The 17,272-nt window shown below is 63.1% G+C and carries 17 protein-coding genes; 7 read left to right on the top strand and 10 right to left on the bottom strand.

The genetic code is table 11. From position 1 onward, the window contains the following. Positions 1-35: 35 nt before the first annotated feature. The 3 genes from FAZ95_RS28495 (at position 36) to cydB (ending at position 3,816) form a co-directional block, all read left to right on the top strand. Positions 36-1,259, top strand: a complete 1,224-nt coding sequence (locus FAZ95_RS28495; protein WP_137335811.1) for an MFS transporter — start codon at positions 36-38, stop codon at positions 1,257-1,259. Positions 1,260-1,383: 124 nt separating this feature from the next. Then, positions 1,384-2,796 carry a cytochrome ubiquinol oxidase subunit I gene (locus FAZ95_RS28490; RefSeq protein WP_137335810.1) on the top strand — a complete coding sequence of 471 codons (1,413 nt, stop codon included), beginning with the start codon at positions 1,384-1,386 and terminating at the stop codon, positions 2,794-2,796. Between the two features lie 18 nt (positions 2,797-2,814). Continuing rightward, positions 2,815-3,816: a cytochrome d ubiquinol oxidase subunit II gene (gene cydB / locus FAZ95_RS28485; RefSeq protein ID WP_137335809.1), complete on the top strand. Its 1,002-nt coding sequence runs from the start codon at positions 2,815-2,817 to the stop codon at positions 3,814-3,816. An 8-nt stretch (positions 3,817-3,824) separates the two neighbouring features. Here cydB and FAZ95_RS28480 read toward each other — a convergent pair whose 3' ends face one another. The 5 genes from FAZ95_RS28480 to FAZ95_RS28460 all read right to left on the bottom strand — a co-directional run bounded on the left by FAZ95_RS28480 (position 3,825) and on the right by FAZ95_RS28460 (position 7,924). Then, positions 3,825-4,376, bottom strand: coding sequence for a hypothetical protein (locus FAZ95_RS28480; RefSeq protein WP_137335808.1), 552 nt, complete (start codon positions 4,374-4,376; stop codon positions 3,825-3,827). Next, positions 4,373-5,218 (bottom strand): SPFH domain-containing protein, encoded by an 846-nt coding sequence (locus FAZ95_RS28475; protein WP_137335807.1) that lies wholly within the window; start codon positions 5,216-5,218, stop codon positions 4,373-4,375. The genes FAZ95_RS28480 and FAZ95_RS28475 overlap by 4 nt, the downstream gene beginning before the upstream one ends. A gap of 108 nt (positions 5,219-5,326) precedes the next feature. Beyond that, positions 5,327-6,511, bottom strand: coding sequence for a WD40/YVTN/BNR-like repeat-containing protein (locus FAZ95_RS28470; RefSeq protein ID WP_137335806.1), 1,185 nt, complete (start codon positions 6,509-6,511; stop codon positions 5,327-5,329). Positions 6,512-6,549: 38 nt separating this feature from the next. Then, positions 6,550-6,819, bottom strand: coding sequence for a MoaD/ThiS family protein (locus FAZ95_RS28465; protein WP_137335805.1), 270 nt, complete (start codon positions 6,817-6,819; stop codon positions 6,550-6,552). Positions 6,820-6,958: 139 nt separating this feature from the next. Further along, on the bottom strand, positions 6,959-7,924 hold the full coding sequence (locus FAZ95_RS28460) for a GlxA family transcriptional regulator (protein ID WP_137335804.1): 966 nt from the start codon (positions 7,922-7,924) through the stop codon (positions 6,959-6,961). 110 nt (positions 7,925-8,034) lie between these two features. Between FAZ95_RS28460 and FAZ95_RS28455 the strand changes: the two genes are divergently transcribed. Together FAZ95_RS28455 and FAZ95_RS28450 are read left to right on the top strand one after the other, a co-directional pair. Next, entirely contained in the window at positions 8,035-8,325 is a 291-nt protein-coding gene (locus FAZ95_RS28455; protein ID WP_137335803.1) for a hypothetical protein, read from the top strand. 161 nt (positions 8,326-8,486) lie between these two features. Next, the gene (locus FAZ95_RS28450; protein ID WP_137335802.1) at positions 8,487-8,804 is read left to right on the top strand and encodes a YnfA family protein; all 318 of its coding nucleotides are present in this window, start codon (positions 8,487-8,489) and stop codon (positions 8,802-8,804) included. Between the two features lie 115 nt (positions 8,805-8,919). Here the strand turns inward: FAZ95_RS28450 and FAZ95_RS28445 are convergent, their stop codons facing one another. The 3 genes from FAZ95_RS28445 to FAZ95_RS28435 form a co-directional block, all read right to left on the bottom strand. After that, positions 8,920-9,456 carry a DUF4142 domain-containing protein gene (locus FAZ95_RS28445; protein ID WP_137335801.1) on the bottom strand — a complete coding sequence of 179 codons (537 nt, stop codon included), beginning with the start codon at positions 9,454-9,456 and terminating at the stop codon, positions 8,920-8,922. A 197-nt stretch (positions 9,457-9,653) separates the two neighbouring features. Next, entirely contained in the window at positions 9,654-10,322 is a 669-nt protein-coding gene (locus tag FAZ95_RS28440; RefSeq protein ID WP_137335800.1) for an MlaC/ttg2D family ABC transporter substrate-binding protein, read from the bottom strand. A 266-nt stretch (positions 10,323-10,588) separates the two neighbouring features. Beyond that, the gene (locus FAZ95_RS28435; protein WP_137335799.1) at positions 10,589-11,683 is read right to left on the bottom strand and encodes an SDR family oxidoreductase; all 1,095 of its coding nucleotides are present in this window, start codon (positions 11,681-11,683) and stop codon (positions 10,589-10,591) included. 296 nt (positions 11,684-11,979) lie between these two features. Between FAZ95_RS28435 and FAZ95_RS28430 the strand changes: the two genes are divergently transcribed. Beyond that, positions 11,980-13,095, top strand: a complete 1,116-nt coding sequence (locus FAZ95_RS28430) for an alkene reductase (RefSeq protein ID WP_137335798.1) — start codon at positions 11,980-11,982, stop codon at positions 13,093-13,095. Positions 13,096-13,200: 105 nt separating this feature from the next. Next, positions 13,201-13,950: an SDR family NAD(P)-dependent oxidoreductase gene (locus FAZ95_RS28425; RefSeq protein WP_137335797.1), complete on the top strand. Its 750-nt coding sequence runs from the start codon at positions 13,201-13,203 to the stop codon at positions 13,948-13,950. Between the two features lie 24 nt (positions 13,951-13,974). Here the strand turns inward: FAZ95_RS28425 and FAZ95_RS28420 are convergent, their stop codons facing one another. Both FAZ95_RS28420 and FAZ95_RS28415 read right to left on the bottom strand, forming a co-directional pair. After that, positions 13,975-15,723, bottom strand: a complete 1,749-nt coding sequence (locus FAZ95_RS28420) for an FAD-dependent oxidoreductase (protein ID WP_137335796.1) — start codon at positions 15,721-15,723, stop codon at positions 13,975-13,977. An 88-nt stretch (positions 15,724-15,811) separates the two neighbouring features. Further along, positions 15,812-17,110 carry an L-fuconate dehydratase gene (locus tag FAZ95_RS28415; RefSeq protein WP_137335795.1) on the bottom strand — a complete coding sequence of 433 codons (1,299 nt, stop codon included), beginning with the start codon at positions 17,108-17,110 and terminating at the stop codon, positions 15,812-15,814. Between the last annotated feature and the right edge of the window lie 162 nt (positions 17,111-17,272).

Below are 17,272 nucleotides of genomic sequence, written 5' to 3'. Positions count from 1 at the left end.
GACGCGCTCATCCATGAGATAGGGAGACTGTACCGATGAGAAATGACGCATCAACTTCAGCGGCAGCCGACGACGATCGAGGCAACGGCCTCCTGGGAATGCTTTCGGCGGTCTCGTTCCTGATCTTCTTCCAGGCCTACATGGTCGCGCCCATCATCCCGACGCTTGCGTCGGACTTGCATGCCCCCGTTGCTCGGGTTGCGCTCGTCATACCCGCTTATCTGATCCCGTACGGCGTCGGGACGCTGATCTATGGCGTTCTCGGCGACCGGCTCGGGATTCTCCGCGTGATGTTCTTCTCGCTCGCGGCCTTCTCCGTGCTCGCATTCCAAACTGCCTTTTCCACGTCGGTCGAGGACATGATCGGTTGGCGCATCGTCACGGGTCTCGGCGCAAGCGGCGCGGTGCCGCTCTCGATTGCGCTCGTCGGCCGGCTCTATCCTTATGAGCGACGCGGCCGGGCGCTGGGCTGGCTGTTCGGCGCGATGGCCGGAGGCATGGCGCTTGGCTCGCCGCTAGGTGCGATGCTCATCCCGCTCACCGGCTGGCGAGGACTGTTCATGGCGGTCGGTACAAGTGGCCTGATCCCCTTGTTGATGCTGGGACGCTACAGGCGACACCTTGCTTCCGCGGTGCAACCGACAGGTGCTTCGTCGCGCGGCGTCCTGCAGGGCTACCTGGATCTGCTCGCCGACAGCCGCGCGCGACGCACCTACGCATACGTGTTCCTGAATTCGATGTTCCACTCAGGCGTCTTCGCGTGGCTCGGCGTTTTCATCGCACAGCAATACCATGTCGGCCCTGTGGCGATCGGCTCTGCGCTGCTCGGCTACGGCATTCCGGGGACGGTGTTGGGTCCGTTGATCGGACGCGCAGCGGACAAATACGGGCGAGCGGCGTTGATCCCGGTCGGTCTTGCGATCGGGTCGACCGCCGTCGCGGCGCTGCTGCTGCGAATGCCGTTGGTTGCCGTGCCGTTGCTGGCCATCGCGCTGTCTCTCGGCTATGACATGACCCAGCCGCTCTTTGCCGGCATCGTCACATCGTTCGGCGGCAAGCGCCCGGGACAAGCGATGGGCGTCAACGTCTTTTCATTGTTCATCGGCGCGGGCGTCGGCAGTCTCGTTTTCGGCGCGCTCGAGTGGCACGGCTTCACGCTCGCGTTCGGTGTTTTCGCAATCGTCGAAGTCGCGCTCGCGCTGTTCGCCCTACGCGTGTTCCGCAAGGAAGGACGGGGTGCGATGTTGCGCCGCACCTGAGTCGCTATGCCGCATCCATTCGGGTGCTGCTACCCGACTTTGCGACTGATGTGCTGCTGTGCGTCAGCGGCAGCCCCATCGAGAATGGGCCACCGATTCCAATCCGAAATCAAAGGTGGCCCAGATGGATGCAGTACACCTCGCGCGAATTCAGTTCGCGTTCACCGTATCGTTTCACATCATCTTTCCCGCACTCAGCATCGGCCTGTCGAGCTTCGTCGCCGCGCTGGAAGGTCTGTGGCTCAAGACAGGACGGCAGGTCTATCGCGAGCTGTGCCTGTTCTGGTCGAAAATTTTCGCCGTCGCATTCGGCATGGGTGTCGTCTCCGGCGTCGTCATGAGCTACGAGTTCGGTACGAACTGGGGCGGCTTCTCCAGCTTCGCCGGCAGCGTCACGGGTCCGCTGCTGGACTATGAGGTCATGACGGCGTTTTTCCTCGAGGCGGGCTTCCTCGGCATCATGCTGTTCGGCTGGAAGCGGGTCGGCCGCGTGCCTCACTTCATCGCGACTGCGCTCGTTGCCGTCGGCACGAACATTTCCATGTTCTGGATTCTCGCGTCGAATAGCTGGATGCAGACGCCGCAGGGTTTCAAGATCGTCGACGGCCGTGTCGTTCCGGTCGACTGGTTCAAGATCGTTTTCAATCCGTCATTCCCGTATCGCTTCGTGCACATGGCGTTCGCCGCATTCATCGTCGCGGCGCTCGTCGTCGCTGCAACCGGCGCCTGGCACCTGCTGCGGGGCCGTCGCGACCCCGCGGTGCGCACGATGTTCTCCATGGCGCTCGGGCTGCTCGTCATCATCGCGCCGCTGCAGATTCTCGCCGGCGACGCGCATGGCCTGAACACGCGCCAGTACCAGCCCGCGAAGATCGCAGCAATTGAAGGCATCTGGGAGACCGAGCATGGCGGCACCGCGCTCAACCTGTTCGGCATCCCGGATATGAACGCCGAGACGACCCGCTATCGCGTGTCGGTTCCGCACCTCGGCAGCGTGATCCTGACGCACACATGGGACGGCGAGATCAAGGGGCTGAAGGAATTTCCGAAGGAGGACCGCCCGGACTCGACCATCATTTTCTGGACGTTCCGCATCATGGCCGGGCTGGGCTTCCTGATGGCGATCCTGGCGATCACCGGCTTCGTACTGAAACGGCGCGGACGACTGTACGACTGCAAGCCGTATCACCGTTTCGCCTTGCTCATGGGGCCGACCGGCTTCATCAGTCTGCTGGCGGGCTGGATCACCACCGAGGTCGGCCGGCAGCCGTGGGTCGTCTATGGCGTCATGCGCACGTCGAATGCCCTGTCGCCAATCACGGCGCAAGAGGTGGGCATCACGCTACTCGCGTTCGTGGTGGTGTATGCGCTCGTCTTCGGCACCGGCATCTACTACCTGCTGCGGCTCGCAATGACCGGACCCGCGGTGATCGCCGAGGACGACAGCGGCAGGCCCGCGCTTGTGGAAGCGGCGACATCCCACAACCCGGAGCAGCGCGTCGTGGCCGACTTGCTCGATCGCCTCCGGGTCCACTAACGAAATCGGAACCTGAATATGGACATCACAATCGTTTGGGCTGCGATCATCGCCTTCGGTCTGGCCATGTACGTCGTGCTCGACGGCTTCGACCTCGGCATCGGCATCCTGTTTCCCTTGTTCCCCGACGACGATGAACGAAGCCGTTTGATGAGTTCCGTCGCGCCTGTTTGGGATGGGAACGAGACCTGGATGGTGCTCGGCGGCGCCTCGCTTTACGCGGTTTTCCCGATGGTGTACTCCGTCGTGCTCTCGGCGCTTTACTTACCGCTGCTGCTCATGGCGATCTGCCTGATTTTCCGCGGCGTGTCGTTCGAGCTGCGCGGCAAGGCGCGGCGCACGCGGCACCTGTGGGATCTGGCGTTCATCGGCGGATCGGCTGGCGCGACGTTCTTTCAGGGCGTCGTCATTGGAAGCTGGCTCTCGGGGATGCCGGTCGTCGACGGTCATTTCGCCGGCGGGGCATTCGACTGGTTCACGCCGTTCAGCCTGTTCACGGGCCTGGCACTGGTCATCACCTACGCGCTGCTCGGCTGCTGCTGGCTGATCGCGAAGACGGACGGCGATCTGCGACGCCGCCTGTACCGCCTCGCCACACCCCTCACCGTGTTGCAGGTGGCGACGATCCTCGGCGTCACGTTGTGGACGCCGCAACTCGCGCCGATGTTCAAGGCGCGCTGGTCCGAGCCGGCCGTCATGCTGCCGGGGCTTCTGGCGCCTGCTGTCGTCGCCTTGTGTGCGTGCGGCATGTTCTACGCCGTGCGTCAGCGTCGCCGTACGCGCCCGTTCGTATTCGCGCTCGGCTTCGTGCTGGCCGGGTACATCGGCCTGCTCGCCACCGTGTACCCGTTCGCGATCCTGCCGGGCGTGAATATCTGGCAGGCTGCCGCGCCGCGTTCCAGCCAGACGTTCACGCTGATCGGCGCAGCCATCGTCGTGCCGGTCATCCTCGCTTACACCGCGCTCGGATATCGCGTATTCCGGGGCAAAACGGATCACGCCGAATTGCATTACCACTGACGGCGCGGCTACGCCATGCGATCGAGCAACACCGCCTCGCGTTTGCGCAGCGTTTCCTGAATCGCCGTCAACCCTTCTTCGAGCTCCATCGAATGCTCGAGCATCCATACCCCGCCGCGGGTATCGAGCATCGCGTGCAGCAGCGAGCACTGACCGACGAGCCGCTCATCGCAGCGAATCAAAGCCTTGAGCGTCTCCGCTTCCTGCCGGTAGCGCTGCGTCATGCGGTCGTTCTCCGGCACCGGCTGCGATTGCAGCCGGCCGCCGACCATGCCGATGCGGCCCGCCAAGCGCTCGAGATTCTGGGCCGCCGCCAAGACCGACGGGTCCGGAAACGGCTTCTCGCGAGAAGGCGCGGGAATGAACTCGCGCCGGTAGTCCGCCTCCGCACGCTCCACGCTCGAGCGCGCCATGCCGATCAGCCACGCCGCTTTGCTGCGCACGAGCTGATCGTCCGCGCGCAGCTGATTCTCGGTACGGTAGAAGTTGTAGCCCCAGCCGTAAAAGAGGTTGATCGCCGTCTGCCGGAGCACGCCTTCGTCGTAGAACTGTGCGCTCATGATTGAGCGTTCCCGGAAAGCCCCGTTTCGGGCGCTACGGAAAAAATCCCCGTGGCCGGGGTGCCGATCTGGAAGGGCACGCCCGCCGCCGCATTGGGCGCCGACACCAGGCCCTTCTCGGCCATCTTCAACGCCAGGTAGTAGCGCACGGCCTCCAAGGGCGAGAGGCCGATGGCCTGCAGCGAGATCAACTCGCGCATCCGTTCGTCCTTCGGCAAGATCAGGACCTTGAGATCGTGCAGCATGATGCCGAACGTCTTTAAGAAGTCCGAAAGATGCATCTTGACCGAGTCGCGGATTTCGGAGATGTGCTCGTTGATGCTCTCCATCTTCGTGACCTGGACGATCTGGTTGATCGCCTGCTCGATGGCCGGGCCCGCATAGGCGGCCACCTCGTCCGTATCGATCACTGGGCCGTTGAACGGAAGATGGGCAATCAGATCGAGCGCCGATTCCTTCGAATCGATGTGAATGTAGTAATCGACCTGGTAAGCCATTTCCGCCATCTCCGAACTCGTGGCAATGCCCTGGTTGCGGATGAGCAGCTTGGTCCGGTTGATGTAGATCACCTCGAAGACCCAAGGCGACGAGCCCCCGAAGAAACCTTGAGTAATGGAGCCGAGCAGCGGCTTGTCGGGCGTCGCGAGCGCGTACTGCCCTGTCTCGTAGACGTTGAGCACGGCGCCGCGCGATTTGAGCACGCAAAATTGGTTGGTCTCGACGGTCAAGAGCGAGCCGGAAACAATGCTCTCGTCTGCGATTTTGATCGCCAGGCGTTTGGTGCCCAGCATATCGGTGCCGTCGGGTCTGATCGACGTGATGACTTGCCTTGCGATCGCCATAGTTCGGTCCCTCACTTTATTCCAGTGGTTTAACTACGGGGGAAATCTCACCTCTTCTCGAAACGCCATGCAACTGCGAACTGTTTCATTACGAGCGGTGGCGTACTTTCATCCAAACCGGACGCAATACACCGGCGGCAAATGCGCTGAAATCAAATGCCAGCTTTCGCCGCTGTCATCGGACGTCCATAGCCCGCCGGTGGTCGAGCCCATCGCGAGGCGTGTGCCGGAGTCGTCGACAGCGAGCCCGTGCCGATACACGAGGTCATACGCCGGCGCAGGCGGCAATCCGTTCGAGAAACGCTCGAACGTGCGGCCGCCGTCGCGGGTGCGCGTGACGACGAACTGGCCGTCCACCGGGATCCGGCGCTCATCTTTGACGGCGGGCACGAACCACGCGGTATCCGGCTCGCGCGGATGCACGGCCACCGCGAAGCCGAAGCTCGACGGCTGCGCTTCGATCCGCTGCCAGTGCGCCGCGCCGTCGGTCGAGCGGAAGATCGCGCAGTGATGCTGGGTCCACAGCACATCCGGGTTCGCCGCGCATTGCACGACGCGGTGCGGGTCTTGCGTATTGGGCTCGCCGCGCCGCTCCGGCGGCATATAGTCCGCCTCCATGCCATCGGCCGTCACGCGCCAGGTCGCGCCGGCGTCGTCGGATTGCCAGACGCCGCCGCATGAGATGCCGACGGATACGTGCCGGCTGTCGCGCGGATCGACCATCACGGAATGGATGCCCGGCGCGTCATAGCCGCCTCCGAACCATTCGCGGCGCTCCGGGCGATCCCACAGCGCGCGGTTGAGCACCCAGGTGTCGCCGCCGTCGCCGGAATGGAACAGCCCGCCGGGAATCGTGCCGGCCCACAAGACACCGGGCTCGTCCGGACCGCCGGTTTCGAGCGACCAGATTTGTTGAAGCGTCCAGGGAGGGTTCGGCGGGCTAGGCGGGGCGGCGTTCGCATTGTCGGGGCCGGTGTCTTCGCTCGCCTGCGTGCTCGCGTCCGGGTTCGCATTCGTGCCGTCACCCGGACGCGTCTCGTCGGCCGGCTGCGGCGGGTAGACCGGGACCGCGCACTCTTCCCAATCCGCCTTCCCCGCGCGCCGCCGATGCAGCTTCACGCCGAAGTGGCCGAGATTGAGCGCGGCATAGAGCGTCCCGTCGCGCGGATCGGCGAGCACCATGCTCACCGGCTCGCCGACGAAATACGGCTCCCCGAGCGTCCAACCGCCCTTGCCATCGGCTTGCAGAACGAACAGTCCCTTGCGGGTTGCGACAAGCAATCGATCGCTCATGTCGAGTGTCTCCTCTCTCCTCGAGTGTGTGGCCTCGCTTATCCGCCCGACAGCGCCTGTACCACGTAAACCCGGCTGCCCTCGTCGAGCGCATCGGACAAATGTTGCCGGTCGCGCACCGGCCGGCCGTCGACGAACACGGCGAGATGCCGCCGCAGCGCACCCTGATCGTCGAGGATGTAACCGCGCAGCCGGGGTTGCTCGGCAAAGACGGTTTCCAGCGCGTCGCCGAGCGTGCGCGCGCCGACCTCACGCTCGGGCGTTGCGATATGCCGCTGAATCGAAGCCGCGAAGAAGATGTGCGCCATGGCAGGTCGCTGCGTGGTATCCGTCGTATTCGTTGGTTCTGTAGTTTAGGCGATCCGCCGCGCGCTTCGGGGTATCGGCAAACACCGGGCGATTGCCGGCATGGCCCGGCTCGCTAATTACGGCTGACCGGACACGCCATCAGCGCAGATCGTCACGAAGATCGCGTACGCCTCTTCCGAGCCGTTGGCGCAAGAGCGTTCTCAACGTCGCTCCGTCGGCGTAACCCACCTCGGCTGCGATGGCGTCCACGCCAAGGCCGCTGCCGTGCAGAAGAGACTGCGCATGCTCGATACGCAGGTCCTGAAAGTAAGAAAGCGGCGATTTGCCAAGCACGTCCTGGCAACGCCGCTGCAGCGTGCGCGCGCTCGTCGCCAGCGCCTTGGCCGCCTCCTGCAGCGAGAACCCCTCCTTGAGATGGTCTCGCGCCCACAGTTCGAAGCGCTGAATGAGCGGATCGGCCTGAGCCAGATGGTTGGGGATGATGTAGGGCGCTTGCGAGGAGCGTATGTCGGCGAGCAAGTAGCGCGAGACGAGCGCTGCCAGCTTCGGGCTGGCTCGGCGTATCAGCCAGAGGGCGAGATCGAGATGCCCCATCGCGGCGCCGGCCGTCACCCCCACGTCCGACGGCACCAGCATGCGAGACTCGTCGAGCAAAACCTTGGGGTAGCGCTGCCGAAACAACGGGCCGAGCCACCAGGTTGTCGTCGCTTGGCGATGGTCGAGAAGTCCCGTTTCCGCCACCAGGAACGTCCCGATACAGGACGCGGCGATCAGCGCGCCTTCGGCGTGCCAGTTCAGAAGTTGCGCCTTGGCCTGCCTCACATCCGGTCGTCCGAGCGACGGGACCAACCGCTCCGGCGTCCCGGTGCTCAGTGCCGGAACGACCACCCAGTCCGGCCTCGAGCCTGCGGTGATGGCTTGCACGGGAATCGCCAGCCCGTGTGCGGATCGGACCTTCTTGCGCACGCCTACGATCGACACATCGAAATGGGGTGTTCCGCCCATTTGTGCGGCCGAGAATTGATTGGCGAGCGCGAATGCGTCGAGCAAGACGGTGAGGCCCGTATCGAACAGTCCCTCGAGGGCGAGGATGGCAATGCGCATGGCGTAAATGACCTCAAAGTTGTCATTAACGACGATACAGATTTTTCCGTTCGATGGCTACAGTGATCCCCGTTGCCCATCGCAACGAAGACTGACCAAGGAGGTCTCTCATGAAAGTGTTTGCCATCGCATCCGCGCAATCGACCCTCACTCCCGACAAGCTCCAGCAGCACTTGCCACACGAGGTCCCAGCCACGCTCCAGCTCTATCTCGACGGGAAGGTCGAGCAGTTCTGGTTTCGTGAGAAGGCCGGCCCGATCTTTCTGATGAACGTCGAATCGGTCGAACAAGCCAAGGCGACGCTGGATGCGCTGCCGCTGGTGGCTGACGGTCTCATGACCTACGAACTGATGCCGGTCGGCCCGCTTGTTCCACTTGGCCGGCTCATCCAGAACAAGTGAGTTCATGCGCGATTAGCGTCAAGCTGAATTCGAACGCGTAAGTCCTGGGCGCCGGCGCTTCGCCGCGTTAAGCGAGGCGCCGCGCCCGGACGCACATTCGGCGCGCTGCAGAACGTCGGCGATTCTCGGTTAGCATGACACCCTTTTACTCAACCACGAGAATGAAGACGTTCCTTCTTTATGTCGCGACAGCGATAGCTGAGATCGTCGGCTGCTATCTGCCGTATCTTTGGCTCAAGGAGGGCCGGAGTGCGTTGCTGCTGATCCCAGCAGGAATCTCCCTTGCTATTTTTGCCTGGCTGCTGACGTTACACCCAGCCGCTGCGGGGCGGGTCTACGCGGCTTACGGCGGCGTCTATATCGGCGTAGCGCTGGTTTGGCTATGGCTTGTCGACGGCATCCGCCCCAGCGGATGGGACTGCGCGGGGGTCGCGTTTGCGCTCGCAGGAATGGCGATCATCGCCTTTCAGCCACGCTGACTTTTTCAGTCTCGGAGCCGTCATGGGCCCCGAGTCCGGCCAAGCTTCGTATTGCCATTACGTTTGCGTCCTTGCCGATTGATCGGCACAGTCTTGACGCAATGGCGCGGCTCGATCAGCCGGCGAGATGCTTGCGCTTTGCAAGCTCCACCGCCTTCGCGTAATCGGCCTGAATCACCGGCAAGCCTTCCCGTGCGGCCTTCTTCAGCCCTTCATCGCGGCCGGCAGCGATCTCGGCCTGAAAAGCCGAGAGCGTCTTCTGCTGGCCGCTCAGCGCGACCTGCTCGATGTACGTCTTGTCGAAATCGGCGCCGCGCAAATCCTTGATGCTGTCGAGCACGGCCGTTTCCGGGTCATCGCGCGGCACGTCCACGCCACGCGGACTGGCCGCGCGCATCGAGTTCGAGAGGTTCGTATAGTCGGCCACCAGCTTCTCCGCGAAAGCCTTCACCTCGCGGTCGCTGGAACGCGAGTCGGCAAGGCGGGCGGCATCTCGCTGGGTCGCAACGCTCTGCGTACCGTTGGCAATGAAGGTTTTGTCGGCGGCATGCAGTTCTGTCGGCGCAGGAGTTTGGGCATGGGCACTCGGCGCAAGGGCGCAGAGGCTGACGACCGACGTGGCAATGAACGAGCTAATCGAGAGGCGAGTCATCTGAATTCCTTTGTGCATGGTTGGTATCGATTACGCCACCCCGGCCGCAGGCAAGGTGGCGTGGCACGAGACTGTTTTCCGCGGTAGGGGGTGCCGCTCAACAGTCTGAGGAATTCTAGGAACTCGTCTGCCGGACAGGTGAAACGATGACGTCGATTCTGTAACGATCTGTTAAGCGCGCGGTGCGCTTAGCGCGATCACTGACCGCCTGACGCGAGTTGCTTGTTGCGGTCGGTGAGAAACTGGATCAGCCCGTCGACGCCGCTTTGCTGGATCTGCCCGTTGAATTGCGTCCGGTAGGTCTGGATCAGCCATGCGCCGAGCACGTTGATGTCATAGACGCGCCAGCCTTGCGGCGATTTGTACAGCCGGTAGTCGATCTGAATTTGGCCGTTCTTGCCCGGCGCGATCGTCCGCACCACGGCGTCGGTGGCGCTCGAGTCGTTGGGCGAAGGCGGGTACTCGAATTTCTGATCGGTATTGACTAGCGCGAGCGCGCCGGAATACGTGTGAATCAGCAACTGCTTGAACTGCTCGACCACCTGGTCCTGTTGCTGGGGTGTCGATGAGCGCCAGAAGCGGCCCATCGCGTACTGCGTGGTGCGGCGAAAGTCGACGTACGGAAGGATGTCCCGGTTCACGATACTCATGATGCGCGGGATGTCGTCCGGCGTGAGGGCCTGCTGGCGCACCTCCTCCATGATTTGCTGCGTCACGGTCTGGATCAGTGTCTGCGGGTCGGTCTGGTCGTTGATTTGAGCGGACCATGCGGGCTCGGGCGCGCACAGCGACCCGATGCCGGCCGCAAGGGTCAGCGACACGATGAACGCGGAACGGACAACGGTGCTTCGGCAGAAGTGCTTCATCGCAAACCTCGATTCCGAGAAGGGATCAGCGGACCGCCGGAGCGGTGACGGCACGGTTCAGTCAAGCTATCGACGCGGCCCCTATTATCGTCTTTGACGCGCGCTTTTGCTCGCGGACGTCGACGTCGAGGCGGTCATGGACCCGCTCGTGACCGAGCGTGACGCGCTTCGCCGATTTCACGAGGCGCGCGGCGAGTCTCGAGGCCGCTTCGCCCGAGCCTCGCCGCGCCGGCGATTCAACGCGCCGATCTATCCGCCTCGGCCGGTCACAGCGCGGGCGGCAGGAGCTTCCGGTCGATGAAAGACTGGAGCGCGTCACAAAAGGCATCCCGGGTGTCGACGGCCGCATTGAATCCCGCTTTGCGAAGCTTGACGGTGCTGACGAAAGCCACCGGGCCCGCCGGCGCGCCGTATGCAAACGCAAAGTCCGCATGCTGATCGCCCTGTCCGACGAACGCATGAAGATCGCCACTCGCAAGACCGTACTTGTCGACGATCTTCGCCCATACGCCGGCGTTGTCGCGAATGTACTGCGCGATGCTGAAAGGCTCATCGGCGCCGACGTTCACGCCCAGCGTCTTCGCCATCGCCGGCCACACGCTCCGCCATTCGAAGACGTCGCCGTTGGTGACGTTGAAGATCTCGTTCGCCGCTTGCGGAGATTGCGCCGCCCAAACCATCACCTGGCCGACGAGATCGGCGTCGGCCATTTCCCACACGAACGACGGGCCGCCCGGAAAGCCGAATGCTTCGCCCTTTTCGCGGCGGATCGCTGCGTAGACGCCAATGGCCGGCAGCACATTGAGCGCGCCGGCGGTCTTGCCGGTAACGAGTTGCGGGCGCAGCACGGTGTAGGTGAAGCCGTGCTTTTCACCCGCGTCGCGGATGTAATCCTGTTGGTCGAAGAAAAAGTTCGCGTGATTGTCGCGGGGATCGCTCTCGCGCGCAGGGATAGCGATAGGGTGAAGGTGGACGCCATATGCCTTCGTCCCCTGCAGGATGGATACGTGCTTGAGCGTCGACTTCCCTGAAACGAGCGGCTCGATGACGTTGCGCAGCATCGCATTGTTGATTTCGATCTGCTCGGCGTTCGACCAGCCGCTCACCAGATCGTCCGCGTTTTCGTAGATCGCCGCATACGCAACATGCGTGATGCCTTCGAGCGCAGACAGTGCTTCACGGGCAGCCTTCTCGTCGCGCAAGTCCACCGGGATGAATTCGAAGTCGCGGCCGCTCGGCAACGCCGGCTTGCGCCTGGAAATTCCGACGACATCCCAGCCTGCCGAGAGAAAGCCTTCGATAGCGGCGACTCCAATGAGTCCGCTCGCACCCACTACCAGAACCTTGCTGCTCTTGCTCATTCCATTTCTCCAATTCGGTCGTTTATGTACCCGCTCGAAGCTTTCGCGCCGCGTATCGTGCGATGTATTCGAGCGACGTTCCGGCGTCCCAGCCGGTTGAGCGAAATGTAGTTTCCGCAAAGAGATGGCAGTAGTAGACAGCACGGAATTCCGGTTATTCCATTGAGTAATGGGTCGGGTCGCGCTTCACGGTATGCCGGCACGGAATGACAGTTATCGCCGGCAGCCCTCTTTTGCGCGGCCGCCAGGGTGGCCATGATTCGCTCATCTTCAACGCCCACCAGAGGGATGAACGAATGAACAAGCTCTTCAGCCGTATACATGTCGGACCTTTCGCACTCGATCACCGTGTCGTGCTCGCCCCGCTCACGCGGATGCGCACCGAGGAAGGCAATGTCCCCGGCGACCTGATGGTCGACTACTATGCGCAGCGCGCGTCCGAAGGCGGCCTGCTGATTACCGATGCAACCGCCGTCTCGCCGCTTGGCATCGCGTATGTCGACGCGCCGGGCATCTACACAAAAGCGCAGGTGAAAGGCTGGAAACGCGTGATCGACGCCGTCCACGCGAAGGGCGCGCGTATCTTCCTGCAAATGTGGCACGCCGGACGCCAGGCGCATCCGGCCAACACCGGCGGCGTCACGCCTGTGGCCCCTTCCGCGCTGCGCTCGCTCGAGCACGCCGCCATTCGCGACGAAGACGGCAACATCACCGAAGCCGAACTGGTCGTGCCGCGCGCGCTCGAGCTGAACGAAATTGCCGGCATCGTCGAGCAATTCCGCCACGGTGCCGTGCTTGCGAAGGAAGCAGGCTTCGACGGTATCGAGCTGCACGGCGCAAACGGATATCTCTTCGAGCAGTTCCTGCTGGATGGCACGAACCACCGCACTGACGCGTATGGCGGTCCGATCGAAAACCGTGCGCGCTTCTTGTTCGAAACGCTCGATGCCGTCGTCTCGGTGTGGGGCCGTGGTCGTGTCGCCGTTCGCCTGTCGCCCAGCGGCACCTACGGCACGATGTCCGACAGCGATCCGCATGCCACGTTTGGTTATGTGGCCGAGCGTCTGAACGGCTACGACCTTGCGTATCTGCATGTGATCGAGCCACGCATTCGCGGCATCGTCGAGCAGGAGACGAGCGCATCGGACGTGACGTCCAAGGACATGCGCCGCATTTACCGAGGCACGATTATCGCCGCGGGTGGATTTACGGGGGATAGCGCCGAACAGATCGTCGTCGACGGCCATGCGGACCTCGTCGCGTTTGGGCGCATGTTCATTTCGAACCCCGACCTGCCCGACCGTCTGCGCACCGGCAAGCCGCTCACTCGCTATGACCGCTCGACGTTCTACGGCGGCGATGCACGCGGCTATACGGACTACGCCTTTCATTCCGAGGACGTTGCTGCATAACCGCGCTTCGAAAAGCGCCGGCCAAAACGGGCTCGAGCACCGTTTTGGCCGACTGCCCTTTCACATCACACACATCTCATTCCCAAACACTCGCTGGAGAACGTCATGGATCGACTCACGAACAAGACAGCCGTCATTACGGGCGGCAGCAGCGGCATCGGCCTTGCCACCGCGCAACGGTTTGTCGACGAGGGCGCTTATGTGTTTATCGTCGGCAGGCGGCAATCGGAACTCGACAAGGCGGTGCAACAGATCGGCCGCAATGTAACGGCCGTGCAGGCCGACGTGACCCAGCTCGACGACCTTGATCGCTTGTTCTCCATCGTCAGGCAGGCGCGCGGCAACATCGACGTGCTGTTCGCCAATTCAGGTTCGATCGAACACCGGACGATCGACGAGATCTCGCCCGAACATTACGACGCAACCTTCAACGTCAACGTGCGTGGGCTCATCTTCACCGTGCAGAAGGCGTTGCCGCTGATGTCCGCTGGCAGCAGCATCGTCCTGACCAGTTCCATCGCGGGAGTCAAAGGCTTACCCGCCCACGACACCTACAGCGCGGCAAAAGCAGCCGTTCGCTCACTCGCTCGCACCTGGACGATCGAATTGAAGGACCGCGGCATCCGCGTCAATGCCGTCAGCCCCGGCGCCATCGACACGCCGATTATCGAAAGTCAGGTTTCCACCGCTGACGAAGCGGACAAGCTGCGTGCCCGGTTCGCCGCCGCGACGCCATTGGGACGCGTCGGTCGCCCCGAGGAAATCGCGGCCGCTGTCTTGTTCCTGGCATCCGAGGACAGCAGCTTCGTCGCAGGTATCGATCTGTTCGTCGACGGCGGCCTCGCACAGGTGTAAATCTTCAAGCTCACGAAACGACCGCTAGCGAATCGCAGCCGAACCGGCACGCGCCGCCAGAAACGTATGAATCTGCGCGATCACGGCGGCGCCTTCGCCGACGGCTGCCGCGACACGCTTCGTGGAGCCCGATCGCACGTCGCCAATGGCGAACACCCCGTCCACGCTGGTTTCCAGCGGCAAGGTGCGCGTCGCCGCCACCGCTCCGACGTCGGTGCCCGTCAATACAAATCCTTTCGAATCCAGCGAGACACCGCACGTTCGCAGCCAGCCCGTATTCGGGTCGGCGCCGATGAAAAGAAAAAGATGATGCGTCGCGAGGTGCGCGTCCAGACCGTCGCTCCGCCGATAGTGGACACGCTCGAGTCGTTCATCGCCTTCCAGCGACGTCATTGCTGCGCCTGTGTCGATCGTCACGTTCGGCAGCGATGTAATACGCTCGATCAGATAACGTGACATGCTGCGCTCGAGATCCGGGCCGCGAACGAGCACTTGCACATGCGCAACCTGCGGGGCGAGAAAAGCGATCGCCTGTCCCGCCGAATTCCCGCCGCCGACCAGAAGCACCGGTTCGTTGCGGCACAGCCGCGCTTCAATCGGCGTCGCCCAATAATAAACACCGCGACCTTCGAAGCGCGCTAAACCTTGCACCGCCGGACGCCGGTATTCGGCACCGCTCGCAATCACTACCGTACGGGCCGCGATACGTTGAGCGTTTGCCAGCTCGATTTCGAGCGGATAGCGGTCGCAGTGCAAGGCCGTCACTTCGATCGGAATGCCAATGTGCGCGCCGAATTTCTGCGCCTGATTAAACGCTCGCCCCGCGAGCGCCTGACCCGAGATTCCGGTCGGAAAACCGAGGTAATTTTCGATGCGCGAACTCGCGCCCGCCTGGCCACCGGGGGCCCGGCAATCGAAAGCGGCTACCGACAAGCCTTCAGACGCCGCGTACACGGCCGCCGCGAGTCCGGCCGGCCCGGCGCCCACCACTGCGACGTCATAAATGTGTGCGGGATCGAATTCGGGAACCAGCCCCAGGCACGATGCCAACTGTGCCTCATCGGGATTGCGCAGCACGGTGCCGTTCGGGCATAAAACGAGCGGCATGTCGCTGCGCACGGGGGTCAAGCGCTCGAGCAACGCGATGGCCTCGGAATCTTGTACGTCAAGCGTCATGTGCGGTTGGCCGTTTCGACGCAGGAAATTCTGGAGCGCGAGCAGCTGCGCGTCGTCGGGCGCGCCGACGAGCACCGCCCCTTGTCCGCGCTCGATGGCTGCGACGCGCCTTAAGATCAGCGCGCGCATGATCCTTTCGCCAAGCTCGGCTTCGGCAATCATCAACGCGCGTAACCGGTCGGGCGGAATCACCACTGCCTCGACATGTTCCGTGACTTCCGCATCGACCAGCCCGGGCTTACCCGAGAGCATGCCGATGTCGGACGTGAACTCGCCCCGTGACACCCTGGCGCGAAGCAATCCGCGATGGCCCAGTCCATCCCGGCGGACGTAGCGGATCATCCCCGACAGCAGCACGAACATGCCGGGGCTTGCGCCGCCAGCCCGGTAGAGCATTTCGCCGGCAGCGTAGCGGCACGACGCGCCGAATCGAATCACACGCTCGATTTCCGATTCGGTCAGCACCGGAAACATCTGGTCGTAGCGCGGATTGCTACGAGGCGTCTGTTCCTCAAATGCGAAGTCATCGGTGCCTTCTGTCCCGGCATCGGGTTGGCGCTGAGGCACATCACCATGGGAAGTCGCGTCGTCTTTCATCGCAAGTCTCTTCGCCGCATGCCTGAACACGGGACCGGGTCGCGATTGCGGCAGACGTCATCGCGGCATTTGACGCCCGTCAGCAGATTCACGGCCGCCACACCGGCCCATCCGGAAAGCGATACTGATCCAGCGACGCCGCGTGCATTTCGCCGCTATAGCCTGGACGTTGCGGCGGCATGTAACGTCCGCTGCGGATCACGACCGGATCGACGAAATGCTCATGCAGATGATCGACGTATTCGAGCACCCGGTTCTCGAGCGACGCCGACACGCAGATATAGTCGAAGAGCGAGATGTGCTGGACGTACTCGCACAAGCCGACGCCGCCCGCATGCGGACACACGGGAACGCCGTATTTCGCGGCCATCAAGAGCACGACAATCACCTCGTTCAGACCGCCCAAGCGGCAGCTGTCCACCTGGCAGAAGTCGATCGCATGCGCCTGCAAGAGCTGCTTGAACATCACGCGATTCTGGCAATGCTCGCCGGTCGCGACGCCGATGGGATGAAGCCGCTGCCGGATCGTCGCGTGACCGAGAATGTCATCGGGGCTCGTGGGCTCCTCGATCCACCATGGATCGAATTCCGCGAGGCGCCGCATGTTCGCCACCGCTTCGTCGACGTCCCACACCTGATTCGCGTCCATCATCAGCTTGCGGTCCGCGCCGATTTCCTCGCGCAGAATGCGTGCTCGCCGCACATCTTCTTCGAGATCGCCGCCCACCTTCTGCTTGAAGTGCGTCCAGCCTTGCGCCACGCCTTCGCGTGCGAGCCGGCGGATCTTGTCGTCGTCGTAGCCGAGCCAGCCGGCCGACGTCGTGTAGGCCGGATAGCCGTGCGCGAGCATCTCCTGTTCGCGCGCGGCCTTGGTGTTCGCATGCCGGTGCAGCATCGCGATCGCTTCATGCGGCGTGATCGCGTCGGTCACGTAGCGGAAGTCGAGACAGCGCACGAGCGCTTCCGGGCTCATATCGACGAGCAGCTTCCACACCGGCTTGCCTTGCGCTTTGGCCCACAGGTCCCAGACGGCGTTCACGACAGCCGCCGTCGCGAGATGAATGGCGCCCTTGTCCGGGCCGATCCAGCGCAACTGGCTGTCCGACGTCAACGCGCGCCAGAAAGCCCCCATGTTCGCGGCGATATCCTCGAGCGTCTTGCCGACGACGAGCGGCGCGAGCGCTTGCACGGCCGTCACGCAAATCTCGTTGCCGCGCCCGATCGTAAACGTGAGGCCATGGCCTGCGAGCCCCTTCGGCGAATCGGTTTCGAGCGTGACGTAGGCGGCCGAGTAATCGGGCGCGGCGTTCATCGCATCGGAGCCGTCGAGCGAACGCGAAGTGGGAAACCGTATATCCCGAACCGACAGTCTTGTGATCGTAGTCATCTGTGGCCCCTCGCTGTGGGCTTGGAGTAAGTGCTAAAGCACTAACTCCAGCAACCACAGCATGGGACCCGAGTAAGCGCTAAAGCGCTAACTCGGGTCGACAAAAAAGAAGAGGAAGGGCCGCGGCCCCTCCTCTCCCGTCGAGTCGCAGCGCAACCGCGC

The organism is Trinickia violacea, from assembly GCF_005280735.1.
GTDB lineage: Bacteria > Pseudomonadota > Gammaproteobacteria > Burkholderiales > Burkholderiaceae > Trinickia_A > Trinickia_A violacea.
Note: the sequence above shows the minus strand (reverse complement) of the source record. Positions and strands in the feature narration are given on the sequence as shown.

Bases quoted from the DNA above. Each gene is read 5' to 3' on its own strand.
- FAZ95_RS28495 (WP_137335811.1), top strand. From the start codon at position 36: ATGAGAAATGACGCATCAACTTCAGCGGCAGCCGACGACGATCGAGGC.
- FAZ95_RS28490 (WP_137335810.1), top strand. From the start codon at position 1,384: ATGGATGCAGTACACCTCGCGCGAATTCAGTTCGCGTTCACCGTATCG.
- cydB (WP_137335809.1), top strand. From the start codon at position 2,815: ATGGACATCACAATCGTTTGGGCTGCGATCATCGCCTTCGGTCTGGCC.
- FAZ95_RS28480 (WP_137335808.1), bottom strand. From the start codon at position 4,376: ATGAGCGCACAGTTCTACGACGAAGGCGTGCTCCGGCAGACGGCGATC.
- FAZ95_RS28475 (WP_137335807.1), bottom strand. From the start codon at position 5,218: ATGGCGATCGCAAGGCAAGTCATCACGTCGATCAGACCCGACGGCACC.
- FAZ95_RS28470 (WP_137335806.1), bottom strand. From the start codon at position 6,511: ATGAGCGATCGATTGCTTGTCGCAACCCGCAAGGGACTGTTCGTTCTG.
- FAZ95_RS28465 (WP_137335805.1), bottom strand. From the start codon at position 6,819: ATGGCGCACATCTTCTTCGCGGCTTCGATTCAGCGGCATATCGCAACG.
- FAZ95_RS28460 (WP_137335804.1), bottom strand. From the start codon at position 7,924: ATGCGCATTGCCATCCTCGCCCTCGAGGGACTGTTCGATACGGGCCTC.
- FAZ95_RS28455 (WP_137335803.1), top strand. From the start codon at position 8,035: ATGAAAGTGTTTGCCATCGCATCCGCGCAATCGACCCTCACTCCCGAC.
- FAZ95_RS28450 (WP_137335802.1), top strand. From the start codon at position 8,487: ATGAAGACGTTCCTTCTTTATGTCGCGACAGCGATAGCTGAGATCGTC.
- FAZ95_RS28445 (WP_137335801.1), bottom strand. From the start codon at position 9,456: ATGACTCGCCTCTCGATTAGCTCGTTCATTGCCACGTCGGTCGTCAGC.
- FAZ95_RS28440 (WP_137335800.1), bottom strand. From the start codon at position 10,322: ATGAAGCACTTCTGCCGAAGCACCGTTGTCCGTTCCGCGTTCATCGTG.
- FAZ95_RS28435 (WP_137335799.1), bottom strand. From the start codon at position 11,683: ATGAGCAAGAGCAGCAAGGTTCTGGTAGTGGGTGCGAGCGGACTCATT.
- FAZ95_RS28430 (WP_137335798.1), top strand. From the start codon at position 11,980: ATGAACAAGCTCTTCAGCCGTATACATGTCGGACCTTTCGCACTCGAT.
- FAZ95_RS28425 (WP_137335797.1), top strand. From the start codon at position 13,201: ATGGATCGACTCACGAACAAGACAGCCGTCATTACGGGCGGCAGCAGC.
- FAZ95_RS28420 (WP_137335796.1), bottom strand. From the start codon at position 15,723: ATGAAAGACGACGCGACTTCCCATGGTGATGTGCCTCAGCGCCAACCC.
- FAZ95_RS28415 (WP_137335795.1), bottom strand. From the start codon at position 17,110: ATGACTACGATCACAAGACTGTCGGTTCGGGATATACGGTTTCCCACT.